16 protein-coding genes are annotated in these 18,952 nt (G+C 66.7%); 12 read left to right on the top strand and 4 right to left on the bottom strand.

Translation table 11 applies throughout. From position 1 onward, the window contains the following. The first annotated feature begins 45 nt into the window (after positions 1–45). From infB to ACIGII_RS03395, 7 genes are all read left to right on the top strand, one after another. The gene (infB, locus tag ACIGII_RS03425; RefSeq protein WP_399640275.1) at positions 46–2,679 is read left to right on the top strand and encodes a translation initiation factor IF-2; all 2,634 of its coding nucleotides are present in this window, start codon (positions 46–48) and stop codon (positions 2,677–2,679) included. A gap of 391 nt (positions 2,680–3,070) precedes the next feature. After that, positions 3,071–3,478, top strand: coding sequence for a 30S ribosome-binding factor RbfA (gene rbfA / locus ACIGII_RS03420; protein WP_399640272.1), 408 nt, complete (start codon positions 3,071–3,073; stop codon positions 3,476–3,478). A 54-nt stretch (positions 3,479–3,532) separates the two neighbouring features. Next, on the top strand, positions 3,533–4,441 hold the full coding sequence (gene truB, locus ACIGII_RS03415; protein WP_399640269.1) for a tRNA pseudouridine(55) synthase TruB: 909 nt from the start codon (positions 3,533–3,535) through the stop codon (positions 4,439–4,441). A gap of 163 nt (positions 4,442–4,604) precedes the next feature. Further along, positions 4,605–4,865, top strand: coding sequence for a 30S ribosomal protein S15 (gene rpsO, locus ACIGII_RS03410; protein WP_399640266.1), 261 nt, complete (start codon positions 4,605–4,607; stop codon positions 4,863–4,865). Between the two features lie 150 nt (positions 4,866–5,015). Next, positions 5,016–7,124, top strand: a complete 2,109-nt coding sequence (gene pnp / locus ACIGII_RS03405; protein WP_399657406.1) for a polyribonucleotide nucleotidyltransferase — start codon at positions 5,016–5,018, stop codon at positions 7,122–7,124. Positions 7,125–7,537: 413 nt separating this feature from the next. Further along, complete coding sequence (locus ACIGII_RS03400) at positions 7,538–8,713, top strand: glycoside hydrolase family 18 protein (RefSeq protein WP_399635181.1); 1,176 nt, start codon at positions 7,538–7,540, stop codon at positions 8,711–8,713. A gap of 42 nt (positions 8,714–8,755) precedes the next feature. Further along, a complete protein-coding gene (locus ACIGII_RS03395; protein ID WP_399635179.1) occupies positions 8,756–10,348 on the top strand; it encodes a winged helix-turn-helix domain-containing protein in 1,593 nt (530 codons plus the stop codon). Here the strand turns inward: ACIGII_RS03395 and ACIGII_RS03390 are convergent. From ACIGII_RS03390 to ACIGII_RS03375, 4 genes are all read right to left on the bottom strand, one after another. Next, positions 10,317–11,384 carry a serine hydrolase domain-containing protein gene (locus ACIGII_RS03390; RefSeq protein ID WP_399635176.1) on the bottom strand — a complete coding sequence of 356 codons (1,068 nt, stop codon included), beginning with the start codon at positions 11,382–11,384 and terminating at the stop codon, positions 10,317–10,319. The two genes, ACIGII_RS03395 and ACIGII_RS03390, sit on opposite strands and share 32 nt — an antisense overlap. Positions 11,385–11,504: 120 nt before the next feature. Beyond that, the gene (locus ACIGII_RS03385; protein WP_399635173.1) at positions 11,505–13,079 is read right to left on the bottom strand and encodes a PepSY-associated TM helix domain-containing protein; all 1,575 of its coding nucleotides are present in this window, start codon (positions 13,077–13,079) and stop codon (positions 11,505–11,507) included. Between the two features lie 10 nt (positions 13,080–13,089). Further along, entirely contained in the window at positions 13,090–13,353 is a 264-nt protein-coding gene (locus ACIGII_RS03380; protein WP_399635171.1) for a hypothetical protein, read from the bottom strand. Next, a complete protein-coding gene (locus ACIGII_RS03375; protein WP_399635169.1) occupies positions 13,353–13,652 on the bottom strand; it encodes a hypothetical protein in 300 nt (99 codons plus the stop codon). Before ACIGII_RS03375 ends, ACIGII_RS03380 begins: the two co-directional genes overlap by 1 nt. A 455-nt stretch (positions 13,653–14,107) precedes the next feature. Between ACIGII_RS03375 and thrS the strand changes: the two genes are divergently transcribed. The 5 genes from thrS (at position 14,108) to ACIGII_RS03350 (ending at position 18,936) form a co-directional block, all read left to right on the top strand. Then, on the top strand, positions 14,108–16,012 hold the full coding sequence (gene thrS, locus ACIGII_RS03370) for a threonine--tRNA ligase (protein ID WP_399635166.1): 1,905 nt from the start codon (positions 14,108–14,110) through the stop codon (positions 16,010–16,012). A gap of 47 nt (positions 16,013–16,059) precedes the next feature. Continuing rightward, on the top strand, positions 16,060–16,599 hold the full coding sequence (infC, locus tag ACIGII_RS03365; RefSeq protein WP_026070650.1) for a translation initiation factor IF-3: 540 nt from the start codon (positions 16,060–16,062) through the stop codon (positions 16,597–16,599). Positions 16,600–17,213: 614 nt separating this feature from the next. Continuing rightward, entirely contained in the window at positions 17,214–17,411 is a 198-nt protein-coding gene (gene rpmI, locus ACIGII_RS03360; protein WP_102944552.1) for a 50S ribosomal protein L35, read from the top strand. Positions 17,412–17,421: 10 nt separating this feature from the next. Beyond that, positions 17,422–17,781, top strand: coding sequence for a 50S ribosomal protein L20 (gene rplT / locus ACIGII_RS03355; protein WP_145479962.1), 360 nt, complete (start codon positions 17,422–17,424; stop codon positions 17,779–17,781). 159 nt (positions 17,782–17,940) lie between these two features. Continuing rightward, positions 17,941–18,936: a phenylalanine--tRNA ligase subunit alpha gene (locus ACIGII_RS03350; RefSeq protein ID WP_399635163.1), complete on the top strand. Its 996-nt coding sequence runs from the start codon at positions 17,941–17,943 to the stop codon at positions 18,934–18,936. Positions 18,937–18,952 lie beyond the last annotated feature (16 nt).

Genomic DNA, 18,952 nt, shown 5'->3' with positions numbered 1-18,952 from the left:
CCTTCGCCCGTTTCGGAGGAGCGCCAACCAGATCATAGGATCCGAATGTCGCAGCAAACCACCATCCGCAAGCTTGCCGAACTGGTCAATACGCCGGTCGAAAAACTGCTTGAACAGCTTGCCGAGGCCGGCATGAAGTTCAGCGGTCCCGACCAGGTCGTGACCAGCACCGAGAAGGTGAAGCTCCTGGGCTTCCTTCGTCGTTCGCATGGCAAGACCGAACAGCCCGTCGAAAGCGCCGACGACGCTGCCAAGAAGATCACCCTGAACCGTCGCAAGTTGCAGGAAGTGACCGTCAGCGCCGGCCGCAGCAAGACCACCGTCAACGTGGAAGTGCGCCAGAAGCGCACCTACACCAAGGACGCCAGTGGCAAGGCGATGACGCCGGATGAGGAGCGCGCCGACATCCTGCGCAAGCTGGAGGAATCCCGCCAGCGCAATCTGGACGAGCAGCGCGCACTGGCCGAGAAGGACCGTGCGCGCGACGAGGAAATCGCACGCAAGCGCCAGGAAGAGATCGACGCCAAGGAACGCGCCGAAGCCGAGCGCAAGGCCGCTGAAGCGGCTGCCGAAGCGGCAAAGAATGCGCCGCCGGCCCCGGTTGCCGCTGCGCGCCCGGCGCCCAGCGAAGCGCCGGCACGTGCTGCCGCGCGTCCGTCCGCTCCGGCCCCGGCCCGTCCGGCCGCGCGTGGCGACGACCGCAACTCGAACAACAACCGTCCGGGCGCCAAGCGCGACGACGACGGTGGCAACCGCTTTGCCGGCCAGCTGCACCTGTCGGCCGCCGACCGTGCGCGCCGTGGCAACAACAGCAACTCGCGTGGTCGTCCGGGTGGGCGTGCCCAGCCGGGTCGCCGCGACAGCAACCAGTCGCGCAGCGGCGGTGGGGCCCATGGGTTCGAACGTCCGGTCGCCCCGATCGTGCGTGACGTGACCATCGGCGACACCATCACCGTGGCCGACCTGGCCCAGAAGCTGGCCCTGAAGGGCGGCGACGTGGTCAAGGCGCTGTTCAAGATGGGCGTGATGGCCACCATCACCCAGACCATCGACCACGACACCGCCGCGCTGGTGACCGAAGAACTCGGCCACAACGTGACCCGTGCCAACACCAACGACGCCGAGGACGCGCTGCTGGCGCTGAACGAAGGCGAGCAGGGCGAAGCCGTTGCGCGTCCGCCGGTGGTGACCATCATGGGCCACGTCGACCACGGCAAGACCTCGCTGCTGGATTACATCCGCCGCACCAAGGTGGCCACCGGCGAAGCCGGCGGCATTACCCAGCACATCGGTGCGTACCACGTTGAAACGCCCAAGGGCGTGATCAGCTTCCTGGATACCCCGGGCCACGCCGCGTTTACCTCGATGCGTGCCCGCGGTGCCAAGCTGACCGACATCGTGGTGCTGGTGGTGGCGGCCGACGACGGCGTCATGCCGCAGACCAAGGAAGCCATCCAGCACGCCCGTTCCGCCGGTGTGCCGCTGATCGTGGCGATCAACAAGATGGACAAGTCCGGCGCCGACCCGATGCGGGTCAAGAACGAACTGCTCACCGAGCAGGTCGTGGCTGAAGACTTCGGTGGTGACATCCAGATGGTGGAGATCTCGGCCAAGGCCGGGATGGGCATCGACGAGCTGCTGGACGCGATTTCGATCCAGGCCGAACTGCTGGAGCTGAAGGCCGTGGCCGACGGCCGCGCCAGTGGCGTGGTCATCGAATCCTCGCTGGACAAGGGCCGTGGCCCGATCGCCACCGTGCTGGTCCAGCAGGGTCAGCTGAAGAAGGGCGACTACCTGGTCTGCGGTATCCAGTACGGCCGCGTGCGCGCGCTGTTCGACGAAACCGGCAAGCAGCCCGACCACGCCGGCCCGTCGATTCCGGTGCAGGTGCTGGGTCTGTCCGGCGTGCCGGATGCGGGCGACGACTTCGTCGTGGTCGAGGACGAGCGCCTGGCCAAGGACGTCGCGCAGCAGCGCGAAACCAAGCGCCGTGAATCGCGCATGGTGCAGTCCGCCGGCAGCCGCATGGAAGACATCATGGCGACCCTGGGCAAGGGCAATGGCCAGCAGGTGCTGAACCTGGTGATCAAGGCCGACGTGCAGGGTTCGGTGCAGGCGCTGAGCCAGGCACTGGTGGGGCTGTCCAACGACGACATCCGCATCAACGTGATCCACTCCGGCGTGGGCGGCATCACCGAATCGGACGCCAACTCGGCCGTGGCGTCCAAGGCCACCGTGATCGGCTTCAACGTGCGTGCGGACGCTTCGGCGCGTCGCATCATTGAATCCAATGGCGTGGACCTGCGTTACTTCTCGATCATCTATGACGTGATCGATCAGGTGAAGCAGGTGGCCTCCGGTCTGCTCGGCGTGGAAATCCGCGAAGAGATCATCGGTATCGCCCAGGTCCGCGACGTGTTCCGCAGTTCCAAGTTCGGTGCGGTGGCCGGCTGTATGGTCATCGAAGGCACGGTCAAGCGCAGCAAGCCGATCCGCGTCCTGCGCGACAGCGTGGTGGTGTTCGAAGGCGAGCTGGAATCGCTGCGTCGCTTCAAGGAAAACGTCGACGAAGTGCGCAACGGTACCGAGTGCGGTATCGGCGTGAAGGCCTACAACGACGTCAAGGCCGGCGACCAGATCGAATGCTTCGAGCGTATCGAAGTGCCGCGTACCCTGTAATGTGGAAGCGGCCCGACCAACGGTCGGGCCCTACCCGGTTTCGGGGCCCGACCTCTGGTCCGGGTCCCACCCGATTTCGGGGCCCGACCTCTGGTCCGGGTCCCACGCGATTTCGGGGCCCGACCCTCTGGTCCGGGTCCCACCGTGTTTCCGGGGCCCGACCGCCTGGTCCGGGTCCCACCGTGTTTCCGGGGCCCGACCGCCTGGTCCGGGTCCCACCGTGTTTCCGGGGTCCGACCGCCTGGTCCGGGTCCCACCGTGTTTCCGGGGCCCGACCGCCTGGTCCGGGTCTTACCGCGTTTCCGGGGCCCGACCGCCTGGGTCCGGGCTTCACCCGGTAGGTCACGACCGTTGGTCGTGACCCGCCCATCCGAATACTGAAGAGCGCCCCGTGCCAAAAACCTTCCATCGAACCGACCGTGTTTCCGCCCAGATCCGCCGTGAACTGGGTACGCTCGTGCACAACGCGGTGCGTGAACACGGGCTGCCGTCGGTGAGTGTGTCCGACGTGGAAATCACCCGCGACATGGCCCACGCCAAGATCTTCGTCACCGCCCTGATGCCGGAACGCTCGGAAGAAGCGATGAAGGGCTTGAAGGAAATCGCCTGGGGCCTGCGCATGGAACTGGCCAAGGCCATGAAGCTGCGCCACGTCCCGGAACTGCATTTCCACTACGACGACTCGGTCGACCGTGGCGAGCGCATCGACAACCTCCTGCGTGAGCTGCCCGACACCCTGGCGGCCGAAAAGGACCGCGACGCCGAAAACGGCGACGACAGCGACAGCAAACCCGAATGAAAACCGGTAGAGCCAGGCCCTGCCTGGCTGCGCGGTAACCACCGGCGAAACCGAATGACCCGAATCACGTTCCGTCGCCTGGACGGCATCCTCCTGCTCGACAAACCCGCCGGCATGAGCTCCAACGCCGCGCTGCAGGTGGCCCGCCGCCTGTTCCGGGCCGAGAAGGGCGGCCACACCGGCAGCCTCGATCCGCTGGCCACCGGCCTGCTGCCGTTGTGCTTCGGTGAGGCCACCAAGATTGCGGGCCTGTTGCTGGGCTCGGCCAAGGCGTACGACGCCGAGGTCGTGCTGGGCCAGACCACCGATACTGACGACGCCGACGGCAGCGTGCTGCTGGAACGCCCGGTACCGGCGGTCAGCCGCGAGCAGCTGCAGGCGGCGCTGGCGCCGCTCACCGGCCAGATACGACAGCGCGCCCCGATCTATTCCGCGCTCAAGCAGGGCGGCGAGCCGCTGTACCTGAAAGCACGCCGCGGCGAAACCATCGACGCGCCCGAGCGCGATGTCCAGGTGCATGCCATCGAGATCCTGGACCAGCAGCCGACCCGGCTGTCGCTGCGGGTGACCTGCGGTTCAGGCACCTACATCCGCAGCCTGGCCCGGGACCTGGGCGAAACCCTGGGTTGCGGCGCCCACATTGCCGGCCTGCGCAGGCTGTGGGTGGATCCGTTCCGCGATGCCCCGATGGTGACCCTGGACGCCCTGCGCGACCTGGCAGGGCAGGGCGACGAGGCAGGGCTGGACGCCCTGCTGCTGCCGCTGTCGGCCGGGCTGGTGGACTATCCACGAATCGACCTGGATGCTGAACAGGCGCGCCGCTTCTGCCTGGGCCAGCGTCTGCGCGATCCGGCCTGGAGCGCGGGAACCGTGGCGGTATATGGTCCCGATGCCCTGATCCAGGGCCTTGGGCAGGTCGACGCGGCCGGGCTGCTGGCCCCGCAGCGCCGCTTCAACCTCTGACCCGGGCGTACCCGCCGCTTGTTCCGGAAGGCCGCGACCGTTACAATTTCGCGGCCTTTTCAGGCTTGCCCGCATCTGCGGGTTCATCATTTCGTTAACGGCGAGTCGCGCGGTACGTCAATGGGACGTTTCTGCGGGCCACGCATCCAGAGAGAAGAAAGCAATGTCGATCGACACCCAGAAGGTCATTGAAGACAACAAGCGCAGCGCCACCGATACCGGTTCCCCGGAAGTGCAGGTCGCCCTGCTGACCGCCCGCATCGAGCTGCTGACCGGCCACTTCAAGGCCCACAAGAAGGATCACCACAGCCGTCGCGGCCTGCTGCAGATGGTCAACCGCCGCCGCAGCCTGCTGGACTATCTGAAGAAGAAGGACGGCGCGCGTTACAAGGCCCTGATCGAAAAGCTTGGCCTGCGTCGCTAAGCAGGAATCCCGACCGCGGCGCAGGAATGCGCCGCGGTTTTGTTTTGGCAGTACCGCATTACATCGCCTGGACCGGACTTCCGGTCACCCGTCGGCGGCAAGGGTCGCCCGCGGTCCATTCGAAGACAGCATCTCCCCAAGGAATCCCCCGTGGCAAAAATCACCAAAACCTTCCAGTACGGCAAGCACACCGTCACGCTTGAAACCGGCGAAATCGCCCGTCAGGCCGGTGGCGCCGTCATCGTCAAGTTCGACGACACCGTGCTGCTGGTCTCCGCCGTGGCTGCCAAGAGCGCGCGTGAGGGCCAGGACTTCTTCCCGCTGACCTGTGATTACCAGGAGAAGTTCTACGCCGGTGGCCGTATCCCCGGTGGCTTCTTCAAGCGCGAAGGCCGCGCGACCGAAAAGGAGACGCTGATCTCGCGCCTGATCGATCGCCCGATCCGTCCGCTGTTCCCGGAAGACTACAAGAACGAAGTGCAGATCATCGCCACGGTGATGTCGCTGAATCCGGACATCGACGGTGACATCCCGGCCCTGATCGGCGCCTCGGCTGCACTGTCGCTGGCCGGTACCCCGTTCAAGGGTCCGATCGCCGCGGCCAAGGTGGGTTACAAGAACGGTGAGTACATCCTCAACCCGACCGTGACCGAACTGAAGGATTCGGAGCTGGAACTGGTTGTGGCCGGTACCGCCAACGCCGTGCTGATGGTTGAATCCGAAGCCGCGCTGCTGTCCGAAGACGTGATGCTGGGCGCCGTGACCTTCGGTCACCGCGAAATGCAGAAGGTCATCAACGCCATCAACGAGCTGACCGTGGAAGCCGGCACCAAGCCGTCGACCTGGGTCGCCCCGGCCAAGAACGACGCGCTGATCAGCGCCCTGCAGGAAGCCATCGGCCCGCGCCTGGGCGAAGCCTTCCAGGTGCGCGACAAGCTGCAGCGCCGCGACGCCATTGCCGCGATCAAGAAGGACGTCACCGAGTCGCTGGCCGGCCGCGTCTCCGCCGACGGCTGGAACCCGGCCGAGCTGTCGAAGGAATTCGGCGAGCTGGAATACAGCACCATGCGCAACTCGGTGCTGGACACCAAGGTCCGCATCGACGGCCGCGCGCTGGACACCGTTCGTCCGATCGCCGTGCAGACCGGCATCCTGCCGCGCGTGCACGGTTCCTCGCTGTTCACCCGCGGTGAGACGCAGGCCATCGTCACCATCACCCTGGGCACCGCACGCGACGGCCAGGTGATCGACGCCGTCTCGGGCGAGTACAAGGACAACTTCCTGTTCCATTACAACTTCCCCCCGTACTCGGTGGGTGAGACCGGCCGCATGATGGGCCCGAAGCGTCGCGAAATCGGCCACGGCCGCCTCGCCAAGCGCGGCGTGCTGGCAGTGATGCCGTCGCTGGAAGCCTTCCCGTACACCATCCGCGTGGTCTCGGAAATCACCGAGTCGAACGGTTCCTCGTCGATGGCCTCGGTCTGCGGTTCCTCGCTGGCCCTGATGGACGCCGGCGTGCCGGTGAAGTCGCCGGTTGCCGGTATCGCCATGGGCCTGGTCAAGGAAGGCGAGCGTTTCGTCGTCCTGTCCGACATCCTGGGTGACGAAGATCACCTGGGCGACATGGACTTCAAGGTGGCCGGTACCGCTGAGGGCATCTCTGCCCTGCAGATGGACATCAAGATCGAAGGCATCACCGAAGAAATCATGAAGCAGGCACTGCAGCAGGCCAAGGCCGGCCGTCTGCACATCCTGGGTGAAATGGCCCACGGCCTGACCGCTCCGCGCCAGGAGCTGTCGGACTACGCGCCGCGCCTGCTGACCATCAAGATCCACCCGGACAAGATCCGCGAAGTGATCGGCAAGGGCGGTTCCACCATCCAGGCCATCACCAAGGAAACCGGCACCCAGATCGACATCCAGGACGATGGCACCATCGTCATCGCCTCGGTCAATGCCATCGCCGCGCAGGCTGCCAAGGCCCGCATCGAGCAGATCACCTCGGACGTCGAGCCGGGTCGCATCTACGAAGGCAAGGTCGCCAAGATCATGGACTTCGGTGCGTTCGTCACCATCCTGCCGGGCAAGGACGGCCTGGTCCACGTCTCGCAGATTTCCAGCGAGCGCGTTGAAAAGGTCGGCGACAAGCTGAAGGAAGGCGACGTGGTCAAGGTCAAGGTGCTGGAAGTCGACAAGCAGGGCCGCATCCGCCTGTCGATGAAGGCCGTCGAGGAAGGCGAAGGCGCCTCGGCCGAATAATCGACCGCAACACGAGGGTAGGTGACGACCGTTGGTCGTCACCCCCTGAAAAAAAACGGGCCTTCGGGCCCGTTTTTTTTGGGGCGCACCATCTTCGATCAGGGGCGTCGCGAGCGTCCAGCGCCCCGCCGCGGCCGGTAGGCCCCTGTGCAGATGTCCCCCGGCCGACGCCTGGCGGCGACGGCCTCCTCCTTTACGTTGCCAGGGACCTACCGGCCGCGACGGGGCATGGCTTGCGGCCCGTCGCTTGCCCCACCGGCAGCGGCGTCTGCTTTGCCGCGAGGGCCCTTGTGCAGTCATTGCGTTTCCCGTCCACGGCAACAGGACGTGTCCGCCGGACAGATTCGCAGGACATCCGGCCATGACGGCCTTCGCCTTGTTAACGTTGGCCCATTCCTCTCCACGGAGTCGCCATGTACCGCCTGTCTGCTTCCCTGCTGGCTACCGCCCTCGCGGTCGCGCTTCCGCTCGCGAGCCTTGCCGCACCGGCCTCGAAAGCGGTGATCGGGGCCTACTATCCGGGCGGTTCGGCCGAGCGCTATCCCGTGGCGTCGATTCCCGCCGATACGCTGACCCATCTGTTCTACGCGTTCGCGCGCATCGACGACGGCAGGTGCGTGGTGGACGACGGCGCTGCCGTGCACTTCAAGGCGCTGGCCGCGCTCAAACGCGAACACCCGCAGCTGCACACCATGATCTCCATCGGCGGCTGGAACGCCGGCGGCTTCTCCGATGCCGCGCTGACGGCGCAGAGCCGCGAACGTTTCGTGCGCTCGTGCGTGGCGATGTTCTTCGAGCAGCATCGCGGCAGCTTCGACGGTGTGGATATCGATTGGGAATTCCCGGTCTCCGGCGGCCCACTCGAGATCACTGATCGCCCGCAGGACCGCCGCAACATGACGCTGCTGGTGCAGGAGTTCCGCCGCCAGCTCGATGCGCTGGACGACGGCAAGGGCCCGCATCGGCTGCTGACCGCCGCGCTGCCGGCCGGCCGCGTGCAGACCGACGGTCCGTACGACCCGGCGCTCAGCTACGAGCTGAAGGAACTGGGCCAGGCGCTCGATTTCATCAACCTGATGAGCTACGACATGGGCACCGGCTTCTCCAAGGTGTCCACCTTCAACGCGCCGCTGCGCGAGGTGCCGCAGGACCCGCTCGCACCGGAACAGCGCCGCTGGAACAGCGTGGAAGGCGCGGTGAATTACTACCGCCAGCATGGCGTGCCCAACGACAAGCTGGTGCTGGGCGTGCCGTTCTACGGGCGCGGCTTCAAAGTCACCACCGGATCTGCCGATGGCCTGTACCAGCCCTACAGCGCTCCGTTCGATGCCGGCGACTGGCGCCGCATCAAGCAGGAATTCCTCGACAAGCCCGGCTGGCAGCGGCACTGGCACCCGGTGGCGCAGACGCCGTGGTTGTACAACGCGGCCGACAAGGTCTTCATCAGCTACGAAGACCCGACCTCGATTGCGTTACGCGCCGACTATGCAAGGGACCAGACGCTGCGCGGCGTGTTTACCTGGGAACTGACCGGCGATGACGACCAGGCCAGCCTGCTCAAGGCCATGGCCGCGCCGTTCCGACCGTAATCCGGCGCCCCGGCCGGGCGGGCCTGCACTATGCTTGCCGCCATGACGAGCGTTCAGCTGCTGGACCTGCATATCGACCGCGCCGCGCAGCAGGTGCGGCGCGGTGATGTGGCGCTGCCGGTCAGTGGGCTGAGCTGGCGTCTGCTGGACTGCCTGCTGGAGCACGGTACCGATGTGGTCGACTTCGATACGCTGGCACGGCAGGTCTGGGCGCCGGCCGTGGTGGGCGAGGACGCGATCAGCCAGCGGGTGAAACTGCTGCGCCAGGCATTGGGCGATGACAGCCGCCAGCCGCGCTACGTGCGCTCCGTGCGGGGGCGCGGTTACCAGTTGTGCGCGCCGCTGCAGGCGTGGGCACCGGAAACGCCAACAGCGACGACCACCGAAGGATGGCAACGAAGCCCGCACCGGCGTTGGGCTTGGCTGGCGGCGGGCGTGGGTGTTGCCGGCGCCGCCATCGCCATCATCGTCGCGTGGCCGGGAAGTGCACCGCGCTCACCGGCCGATCCGGTACTGCAACGCGCCGCGTATTACGCCGGTATCGGGCAGGCCAGCAACAACGAGCGTGCGATTACCCTGTACCGCCAGGCGCTGCAGATCGACCCGGATTCCAGCGCTGCACGGCGTGGCCTGGCGCGTGCATTGGCCGCCGATGCCTGCCTGTTCAATGGCAAGCCGGGGAACGCGCAGGAGGCACTGCAGCTGGCCGGGCAGGTGTTGCAGGCGGCCCCTGACGACGCAGCAGCGCATGCGCTGCGCGGGTACGCCCATGATTGCCTTGGTGCGATGCCGCAGGCGATGGCCGATTACGAGCAGGCGCTGCTGCGCGATCCCGACGATGAGCGCACCCGCGCCTCGCTGGCCTACCTGCAGCAGGAGCAGGGTCACCTGGCGCAGGCGCTGAAGGCCAACCTCAGCCTGCGCGCGCCGGAGCGGATCCGCTTCCGCGACGTGCAGGTCGCCCGCGAACTGGAGCTGCTTGGCTTCACCCACGCCGCCGCACGCCGCCATGCGCGCAACTTCCAGCTGTACCCGGACAATGTCTTCAGCAACATTGCGTGGCCGCGTGCGCTGATGAACATGGGCGAGCAGGTGAGGGCGCGGCAGGCGCTGGACCAGGCGCTCGCGCGCGGCACCCCACATCCACAGCTGCTGCGCCTGCACGGCGAACTGCTGTTGATGGGTGGCGACCCGCGAGGCGCGGCGGAAGCCTTCGAACAGGGCCGCCTGCTGCGCCCGTCGCAGTCGTTGGGAAAGACCCTGGCCGGCCTGCAGCCGCCAGACGGCACGCCCTCCCTGGAATGGATTACCGCGCGGCTGGATGATGTTTCCGCGCAGGCGGACGATGGCTGGTCGGATGCCGGCGTGGAACGGGCCCTGCTGCACCAGGCCGGGGGCAACACCACGGCGGCCATCGCCGACCTGCACCGCGCGGTGGATGCCGGCTTCCGCGACGCCGCGTGGCTGCGCGTCACCCCGCTGTTCGCCCCGCTGCGGCAGGCGCCCGGGTGGGAGCGCCTGCTGGCCCGGATCGAGGCGGATGTAAGCGCGCAGCGGGCGCAGGTACTGGCCGCGTCCTGGCGCCCGGATGACCTGAAAGGCCTCAGCGCAACGCCGGCAACAGGAACCCGGTAAGCACGCGGCGCGACTGCGGATGGGCGTAGCTGCGGTTGTAGGCCTTGCTGGTGACCACCGCGACCAGCTTCTTCTCCGGCATCACGAACACATAGTTGCCGCCGTTGCCCGACATCGCCCATACCGTGGTGTCCTTCCCCTCCACCGGCAGTTTCAGGCCCCACCACTGGTAGCCGTAGTCGCTGCCGTCGTCGGTCTGCGCCTGCGGGCGGATCATCGCCGCGACGTAGTCGGCAGGCACCAGCTGTCTGCCCTGCCAGCGTCCCCCGGCCAGCACCAGCTCGCCCAGCCGGGCCAGGTCACGGGTGCGGTAGCGGGTGCCGCCGCCGCCCATGCCGATGCCTTCGGGGGACCGGTTCCAGTGGCTGCGGGTGATGCCCAGCGGCCGCTCCAGGGCCTGCGCGGCGTAGTCGGCCAGCGGCAGCGTCGTGGCCCGTTCCAGTACCGCGCCCAGCACGAACGAATCGGCCGTGCAGTAGGCGTGCGCGCGGCCGTGCGGGCTGTCTTCGGGGCGGGTCATCCACGGTGCGAACCCCTTCACCGGCAGCGACAGCGCGAAGTCCAGCCAGCGCTCGGTCACGTACATGCGCTCTTCGTTGCCGGCGGAAAATTGATTCTGGTCATCGCATTCCCACAAGCTGCTCATGGTGAGCAGGTCTTCGACCGTGGTGCCCCGCAGGCGCGGGTCCACCGCGTGGCCGGCGGTAAATTCGGGAAAGTAGTCATACACGCGGGCCTGCACCCCGGGCAGGTGACCGTCGCCGATGGCCGCGCCCACCAGCAGGGCGGTCACGCTTTTGCTGGCCGAGCGTACGTCGTTGAGCGTTTCGGCGTCGGCGCCATTGAAGTAGTGCTCGTAGGCCACCTTGCCGTCCACCAGCAGCAGCACGCTGGTGACCTGCTTGATGTCGTCGCGGGCGATGGCCGCTTCCAGCGCGGCCAGAGGGGCCGGGTCCAGCGTCGGCGGGGCGGCCGGGGCCGCGAGGGGCAGGCAGGCGGCGAGCGCCAGCAACCGGGCGGGAAGGGTTCGATGCATGGGTGGAGCTCCTTGGGGTGAGGAACCCACTACGCCAGCGCCCCGTCTGAAGTGCTGGAATATCGCCTGAAGAATTCTGAAATCCAGCGTAGGGCCACGCAGGGCGTGGCGCGACGCGTATCAGGCGTTAGTTGCAGGATGCGCCCACACGCTGTTCGGGTCGCCGTGCAGGGCCCGGCGCTGCGTGGCCCGCGCCATCGCCGCAAAGCCCAGCGCCATCGCCAGGGCCACGCCGTCCACCCAGAACAGCGGCCAGTAGCCGTGCGTGGCGCTGGTCCACAACCACCAGCCGCTCATCGCACCGTGCACCAGCGGAATCAACGCGGTGACGACCGCCGCTGCCCACAGCAGCTCCACGGCCGCCTTCGACGGCGCCCGCAGTGCCGCCCACAGCGCGCAGCCGCCCCAGGCCAGGAAGCAGGTCCAGCGCATGCCGGCATCGGCGTGCGCCGGCGCCAGGTGTTCGAGCAGCTGGACGCTGACGAACGCTGCCGACACCGCCACGCACAGCCCGATGCACACCCCCACCGTGGCCCGCGCCATGTTCACCTGCGCGCGCCCCTGCGTGGCCTGCCGGCGCTTGCGCCGCGATTCGATCCACAGCAGGTTGCCCGAATAGAACAGGAACGCCCCGCCCAGGCCGAGCGCGAAATACAGCCACGGCACCCAGCCATTGCCGAACTCGCCGAAGTGCAGCGCGTAGGCGGCCGCCAGCGTGGCATGGTTGGCATCGCGCTGGCCGGGCAGCTGGGTATGCAGCACCTCGCCAGTGTTGGCATCCAGCGCGACCGCGCCGAGCGGTCCCAGTGACACGCCGCCGTCGCCGGTGATCTCGATGGTGGCGTTCGCATCGCCGGCATTGGCCAGCTTCAGATAGGCCGGCTCGAAGTGCTTCTGGCCCAGCTCGTTGGCCACCGCGATCGAGCGTGCGTGCAGCATCGCCAGGCTGCCTGCGCGTACCGGCTGGTTGGCCGGCGCACGGATCGGCGCGGTATCGGTGGCGCCAGGGATCGCGGCCAGCAGCTTGCCGTCGTAGATCAGCGGATTCAGCGCCGCCATCTGCAGGAACATCAGGCACAGCAGCGCGCCGGTCACCGCGAACAGCAGGTGGAAGGGCAGGCTGAGCACGCCGATCACGTTGTGCGCGTCCTGCCACATCTGCTTGAGGTTGCGGCCCGGGCGCAGCGCGAACAGGTCGCCCGCCAGCTTGGGCAGGTGGATGACCAGCCCCGACAGCAGCGCCAGTCCGTACAGCAGGCTGACCACGCCCATCAGGTAGATGCCGGCCACCGGCAGGCCCAGTGTGTAATGCAGCTCATTGACCAGCTCGGCCAGCCCGGCCTGCGGCTGGGTAGGGCTGCCGTCGACATGGTCGGCCCAGGCGAACAGCCAGGTGCCCTTGGCGTCCTGCCAGTACGCGATGGACTGTGGCGTTTCCGCGCCGGGGAAGGTCATGCCCACGTGCCTTCGCGCATCCGGGTGTCTGGCCAGCACGCCATCGAGCAGCCGCTGCGCATCGTCCAGCGTCTGCGCCGGGTGGTCCATGCCCTGTGGCGACTGCCACAGCGGCAGGTCGTGGTGGAACACGGTGATGGCGCCGGCATAGAACGCCACGAACAGCGCGAAGCCGGCCACCAAGCCGACCCAGGTGTGCACGGTAGTGAAGGTGCGCAGGGTGAGCGAACTGAATTTCATCGGACAGGCCTCACTGCACCCAATCGACGTGGCGCAGCAGCCACAGCAGGCCGAAGCCGGACACAGCGGTGGTACTCAGCCACCCCCATGCACGCAGCCCGGTACGGAACGCGAATGCCCACAGCGCGGCCAGCATCCACAGCGGGATGAAGGCGACCATGCTGGGCACGATCACGGCCTGCCACGGACCGGGCGGCACCCAGGTGATCAGGCCGGCAGCCGCGGCCGCCACGAAGAAGCCTGCCAGCAGGCCGGCCAGCGCACGTGCCCACATCAGCGCCGCGCCTCCGCGTCCGGCCGCGTCCAGGCGGCAAGATAGGGCAGCACCATCGCGGTCAGCATCCAGCCGCCCAGGGTGACGCAGAAGCCGGTGGCAAAGCCGAGCTGCCCCATCCACAGCCAGAGCGAGGTGGCGGCCGCCACCAGCCCCAGCTGGCGGCCGAGCCGCCCGGCGCGGCGCAGGCGCGGCCAGCCGCAGTGCGGCGATGCGGCGTAGAAGGCCAGCGCCGAAAAAGCCGACGCAGCGCCGGCCAGCGCGCAGTACAGCAGCGCCAGGGCGTCGGCGGTCAGCATGGACACGCCGCGCAGGGCAGGAGCGTGCGGGCCATGGGGGCGGCGCAGGGCATTGAAATCCTCGGGGCAGGCAGGCGGGCCGGGCGCTCCGGCAATGCGCGCATGGTAATCATTGCCGTTTGCGCGCGCCAGAGCGGGCGGTTCATCCCGACCCGGCACCAGGGGGAATCCGGTAGCGCCGACCGTGGGTCGGCCCTCGCGGTGTCGACCCCCCATTGGGCAACCCCCGGCATTTGGTTTAAGATCGCTGCATCCACCTCGAGGCAACAAGGTGACCCGCGCCACGCGCCGGTCCAGCGTGCGACATGAGCACTACCACCGCCCAGCGCTGAAGCTCCCGACGGCCCCCTGACAGGCGCCTTCGTGGCGCTTTTCTTTTATCCGGCCGCGCCCGGGCCCCTCGACTCCCGTTTCCCCGGCCTGCACCCAGGCCCCCCAAGCACAAAGCCAGAGCCATGATTGCGATCACGCTTCCCGACGGCAGCCGCCGTGAGTTCGAAAACCCCGTCAGTGTCATGGAGGTCGCCCAGTCGATCGGCGCCGGCCTGGCCAAGGCCACCATCGCCGGTGCGGTGGATGGCGTGCTGGTCGACGCCAGTGACGTGATCGACCACGACGCGAGCCTGCGCATCATCACCGCCAAGGACGAGGAGGGTGTGGAGATCATCCGCCACTCCGCCGCCCACCTGGTGGGTCATGCGGTCAAGCAGCTGTACCCGGACGTGAAGATGGTGATCGGCCCGGTCATCGCCGAAGGCTTCTATTACGACATCCACTCCGAGCGCCCGTTCACCCCGGACGACATGGCCGCCATTGAAAAGCGCATGGGCGAGCTGATCGCGCAGGACTACGACGTGGTCAAGAAGATGACCCCGCGCGCTGAAGTGATCGAGATCTTCAAGGCCCGTGGCGAGGACTACAAGCTGCGCCTGATCGAGGACATGTCCCCGGACATCCAGGCCATGGGCATGTACTACCACCAGGAATACGTGGACATGTGCCGCGGCCCGCACGTGCCGAACACGCGCTTCCTGAAGGCCTTCAAGCTGACCCGCATTTCCGGTGCCTACTGGCGCGGCGACGCGCAGAACGAGCAGCTGCAGCGCATCTACGGCACCGCCTGGGCCGACAAGAAGCAGCTTGAGGCCTACATCAAGCGCATCGAAGAAGCCGAGATGCGCGACCACCGCCGCATCGGCAAGCAGCAGGACCTGTTCCACCTGCAGGAAGAGGCCCCGGGCCTGGTGTTCTGGCACCCCAAGGGCTGGGCGCTGTGGCAGGTGGTCGAGCAGTACATGCGCAAGGTCTATCGCAGGACCGGCTACGGCGAAGTGCGCTGCCCGCAGATCCTGGACGTGAGCCTGTGGAAGCAGTCCGGCCACTGGGACAACTACCAGGACGCGATGTTCTTCACCGAATCGGAAAAGCGTACCTATGCGCTGAAGCCGATGAACTGCCCGGGCCACGTCCAGGTATTCAACCAGGGCCTGCACAGCTATCGCGACCTGCCGATCCGCTACGGTGAGTTCGGCGCCTGCCACCGCAACGAGCCCTCCGGCGCGCTGCATGGCATCCTGCGCGTGCGCGGTTTCACCCAGGACGACGGCCACGTGTTCTGCACCGAAGACCAGGTGGAGGCGGAAGTGACCGCCTTCCACCAGCAGGCGCTGGCGGTGTACCAGCACTTCGGCTTCGACGAGATCCAGGTCAAGATCGCGCTGCGTCCGGAATCGCGCCTGGGCGATGATGCCACCTGGGACAAGGCCGAATCGGCGCTGCGCTCGGCGCTGGCCAGCTGCGGCGTGGAATGGCAGGAGCTGCCGGGCGAGGGCGCCTTCTACGGCCCGAAGATCGAGTACCACCTGAAGGACGCCATCGGCCGGACCTGGCAGCTGGGCACCATGCAGGTCGACTTCATGATGCCGGGCCGCCTGGGCGCCGAGTACGTGGACGAAAACAGCCAGAAGAAGCACCCGGTCATGCTGCACCGGGCCATCGTGGGCTCGATGGAGCGGTTCATCGGCATCCTGATCGAACACCACGCCGGCCATTTCCCGGCCTGGCTGGCGCCGACCCAGGTGGTGGTGGCCAATATCACCGACGCCCAGGCTGAATACGTAAGTGAAGTAACGAAAACCCTTGCAGATCAAGGCTTCCGGGTAAACGCCGATTTGCGTAACGAGAAGATCGGTTATAAGATTCGCGAGCATACGCTGCAGCGGGTCCCGTACCTGCTGGTGGTGGGCGACCGGGAGAAGGAAAACGGCGCCGTGGCCGTGCGTACGCGATCGGGCGAGGATCTGGGCAGCATGTCCGTCCAGGCCTTCATCGATCGGTTGCAGGCAGAACAGTCTGTGTAAGAAAGTCCCGGCCCTGCGGCTGATCCGCGAGGGCCGGTTTGATTCCTCTGGGAGATTGCAATATCAGTACCCCTGACAACAAACAGAACCGCAAGAATCAGGAAATCCGGGTGCCGCGCGTACGCGTGATCGGCAGCGACGGTGAAATGATTGGCGTGTTGACGCGTGACGAAGCGCTGTCGATGGCCGAAGACGAAGGTCTGGACCTGGTCGAGATTCAGCCGCAGGCTGATCCGCCGGTGTGCAAGATCATGGACTTCGGCAAGTTCAAGTTCGAAGCGCAGAAAAAGGCCAACGAGGCCAAGAAGAAGACCAAGCAGGTCGAGATCAAGGAAGTCAAATTCCGTCCGGTCACCGACGAAGGCGACTACCAGATCAAGCTGCGCAAGATGCGCGGTTTCCTGGAAGAAGGCGACAAGATCAAGGTCAACATCCGCTTCCGTGGCCGCGAGATGAGCCATCAGGAACTGGGTCGCGAGATGGCCAACCGGATCGAAGCCGATCTGGGCGAAGACATCGTGATCGAGTCCCGTCCGCGCCTGGAAGGCCGGCAGATGGTCATGATGATCGCCCCGAAGAAGAAGTAATCGCGCTCAGGCGCGACGCGCGCCACGTCGACCGTGGCCGCGGATCCCCCGGTTCGTCGGCTCCTGGGCAGGCGACGGCGAGGTGGCGACGGAAGTACGACGGGGCACGACGGGGTGCGACGGGGTGCGACGGGGTACGACGGGGGTAGAGCCGACTGTTAGTCGGCTGCTTTCCCGCCATGCCGCCAAGGGCAGCCGACTAACAGTCGGCTCTACCCCGCCGGCAACACCCAGTCGGCGACACCCAATCGGCGACACCCCGCCGGCAACAACCAGTCGGCGACACCCAATCGGCGACACCCCGCCGGCCACACCCAGCCGGCCACACCCAGTCGCTGTGACGGCAATGCCTTCCGTTTCGTTCAGGTTCCAGGCCCAAGACCCGGCAAACCCCGCCTGATCAACAGCTTGCACCCGTTCCCCAACCCATGCATAATGGGCGACCCCGTTTTTGCGGGGCTGCTGTTTTGAACGGTTTCACGCTTTTCAACGGCAACAGGACCGGCCTGGTTCCCAATGGGGATCCCGGGCTTACAAGCAGGCAAGGGCACGGACGGAAAGTGTGGCATCGCCACCGCCCTGGTCAGTGACAAAACACCATCAAGGACATTGCAATGCCCAAGATCAAGACCAACCGGGCGGCGGCCAAGCGTTTCCGCAAGACCGCCTCCGGCAAGTTCAAGGCTGGCCACGCCAACCGTAGCCACATCCTCACCAAGAAGTCGACCAAGCGGAAGCGCAATCTGCGTCAGACGAACCATGTTCGTGCAGAAGACGCAGGCCGTTTGACTCGTATGCTTCCCTACCTCTGAGGACTGACCCATGGCTCGAGTAAAGCGTGGTGTACAGGCGCGTCGCCGCCACAAGAAAATCCTGACCCTTGCCAAGGGTTACTACAACGCACGCCGCAAGGTCTTCCGCGTTGCCAAGCAGGCCGTCATCAAGGCACAGCAGTACGCCTACATCGGCCGTAAGCAGAAGAAGCGTAATTTCCGTTCGCTGTGGATCACCCGCATCAACGCGGCTGCCCGCATCAACGGCCTGAGCTACAGCCGTTTCATGAACGGCCTGCTCAAGGCGAACATCACCCTGGACCGCAAGGTGCTGGCTGACATCGCCGTGCACGACGCAGCGGGTTTTGCTGCACTGGCCGAAAAGGCCAAGGGCGCACTGGCGGCATAAGTCCATTCCCCGCCGTTGCCGTGCAAACGCAATGGCGGCGGGTAAGGCAATGCATGGGGAAGGGCGCAAGTCCTTCCCCATTCTTTTTTGTGGCGGTGGCGACGGGTGTCGGCCCGGCGTGCATCGCGAAGGCAGACCGACGCGAGGCCCCGGCTATCCATGAGTGACATCCAATCCCTGACCACCCAGGCCCTGGCCGACGTGGCCGCCGCGCAGAGCCCCGAAGCGCTCGAAGCCCTGCGCGTGGCGCTGCTCGGCAAGAGCGGCAGCATCACCGCCCAGCTCAAGCAGCTCGGCACGCTGCCCGCCGACGAACGCAAGGCTGCCGGCGAAGCCATCAACCAGGCCCGCGACGCGCTGACCACCGCGCTGGGCGAACGCAAGGCCGTGCTGGAAGACGCCGCGCTCGACGCGCGCCTCGCCGCCGAAGCGATCGACATCACCCTGCCGGGCCGCGGCGCCGAACGCGGTGGCCTGCACCCGGTAACCCGCACCCTGGAACGCATCACCGAGATCTTCGGCCGCTTGGGTTACGAACTGTCCGAAGGCCCGGAAATCGAAGACGACTGGCACAACTTCGAAGCGCTGAACTTCCCGCCGCACCATCCGGCGCGTGCCATGCACGACACCTTCTACTTCGGCGACGGCCGCCTGCTGCGCACGCATACCTCCGGTGTGCAGGTGCGCTACATGGGCGAGCACGCGCCGCCGCTGCGCATGATCGCCGCCGGCAAGGTGTACCGCAGCGACAGCGACCAGACCCACTCGCCGATGTTCCATCAGGTCGAAGGCCTGCTGGTGGACGAGCATTCGACCTTCGCCGACCTCAAGGGCACGCTCTCCGAGTTCGTGCGCGCGTTCTTCGAGCGCGATTTCGACATGCGCTTCCGCCCCAGCTACTTCCCGTTCGTCGAACCCGGCGCGGAAGTGGACATCGCCTGGCAGCAGCCCGACGGCAGCACCCGCTGGCTGGAAGTACTCGGCTGCGGCATGGTCCACCCCAACGTGCTGCGCAACGTGGGCATCGACCCGGAGCGCTACACCGGCTTCGCGTTCGGCCTGGGCGTGGAGCGCTTCGCCATGCTGCGTTACGGCGTGAACGACCTGCGCGCGTTCTTCGAAAACGACGTGCGCTTCCTCAAACAATTCGCGTAAGCACCTCCGCGTAGAG

The sequence above is a fragment of the Stenotrophomonas sp. NPDC077420 genome (assembly GCF_044543385.1).
In the GTDB taxonomy this organism is placed as follows: Bacteria; Pseudomonadota; Gammaproteobacteria; order Xanthomonadales; family Xanthomonadaceae; genus Stenotrophomonas.
This window is presented reverse-complemented; position numbering and strand designations above follow the sequence as displayed.

Coding starts and splice junctions, on each gene's coding strand:
- rplT (WP_145479962.1), top strand. CDS start 17,422: ATGGCTCGAGTAAAGCGTGGTGTACAGGCGCGTCGCCGCCACAAGAAA.
- truB (WP_399640269.1), top strand. CDS start 3,533: ATGACCCGAATCACGTTCCGTCGCCTGGACGGCATCCTCCTGCTCGAC.
- infB (WP_399640275.1), top strand. CDS start 46: ATGTCGCAGCAAACCACCATCCGCAAGCTTGCCGAACTGGTCAATACG.
- ACIGII_RS03395 (WP_399635179.1), top strand. CDS start 8,756: ATGACGAGCGTTCAGCTGCTGGACCTGCATATCGACCGCGCCGCGCAG.
- ACIGII_RS03400 (WP_399635181.1), top strand. CDS start 7,538: ATGTACCGCCTGTCTGCTTCCCTGCTGGCTACCGCCCTCGCGGTCGCG.
- ACIGII_RS03380 (WP_399635171.1), bottom strand. CDS start 13,353: ATGTGGGCACGTGCGCTGGCCGGCCTGCTGGCAGGCTTCTTCGTGGCG.
- ACIGII_RS03385 (WP_399635173.1), bottom strand. CDS start 13,079: ATGAAATTCAGTTCGCTCACCCTGCGCACCTTCACTACCGTGCACACC.
- ACIGII_RS03350 (WP_399635163.1), top strand. CDS start 17,941: ATGAGTGACATCCAATCCCTGACCACCCAGGCCCTGGCCGACGTGGCC.
- rpsO (WP_399640266.1), top strand. CDS start 4,605: ATGTCGATCGACACCCAGAAGGTCATTGAAGACAACAAGCGCAGCGCC.
- ACIGII_RS03390 (WP_399635176.1), bottom strand. CDS start 11,384: ATGCATCGAACCCTTCCCGCCCGGTTGCTGGCGCTCGCCGCCTGCCTG.
- thrS (WP_399635166.1), top strand. CDS start 14,108: ATGATTGCGATCACGCTTCCCGACGGCAGCCGCCGTGAGTTCGAAAAC.
- rpmI (WP_102944552.1), top strand. CDS start 17,214: ATGCCCAAGATCAAGACCAACCGGGCGGCGGCCAAGCGTTTCCGCAAG.
- ACIGII_RS03375 (WP_399635169.1), bottom strand. CDS start 13,652: ATGCTGACCGCCGACGCCCTGGCGCTGCTGTACTGCGCGCTGGCCGGC.